This window comes from Neisseria sp. P0021.S007 (assembly GCF_051956855.1).
This window is the reverse complement of sequence record NZ_JBQCXA010001350.1, coordinates 1-495: the sequence shown is the minus strand read 5'-3', so window position 1 is coordinate 495 and position 495 is coordinate 1. Positions and strand designations below refer to the sequence as shown.

Here is a 495-nt window from a genome sequence, read left to right as displayed (position 1 = left end):
GTCAAAAGATGTTCCAGTTTATCGGCAGAAAGATCAGGATTGGCTTGAGTTTTCAGCCACGAATAAGGAAATTGCATATTATTTTCTCTACTATCAGGCCGTCTGAAACAAATTTTTATCAGACGAAATCAGTAATATCTATTCACTTTTCAGACGGCCTATCAAAAGACCATCTGAAATTTATTTAAACTGCTTCAAGAAGTTCAAATCGTTATCGAAGAACAAGCGCAGGTCATTGACGTTGTAGCGCAACATGGCAAAACGGTCGAGACCGATACCGAAAGCGAAACCGGTATATTTTTCAGGGTCGATATTCACATTTTTCAACACGTTAGGATGTACCATACCGCAACCACCTACTTCCAACCATTTGCCATTCTCACCCATAATGTCGATTTCGGCAGAAGGCTCAGTAAACGGGAAGAAAGACGGACGGAAACGTACTTGCAGGTCATCGCGTTCAAAGAAGCGACGGATAAAGTCAGTGAACACTGC

1 protein-coding gene is annotated in these 495 nt (G+C 41.8%); it reads right to left on the bottom strand.

Annotated features, from left to right (window positions below; all coding sequences use genetic code 11):
• Positions 1 to 180 precede the first annotated feature (180 nt).
• Positions 181 to 495, bottom strand: a 315-nt coding sequence (locus tag ACTHUR_RS19110) for a tRNA ligase subunit PheS family protein (RefSeq protein ID WP_440400350.1), incomplete at its 5' end; no start/stop codon positions are given.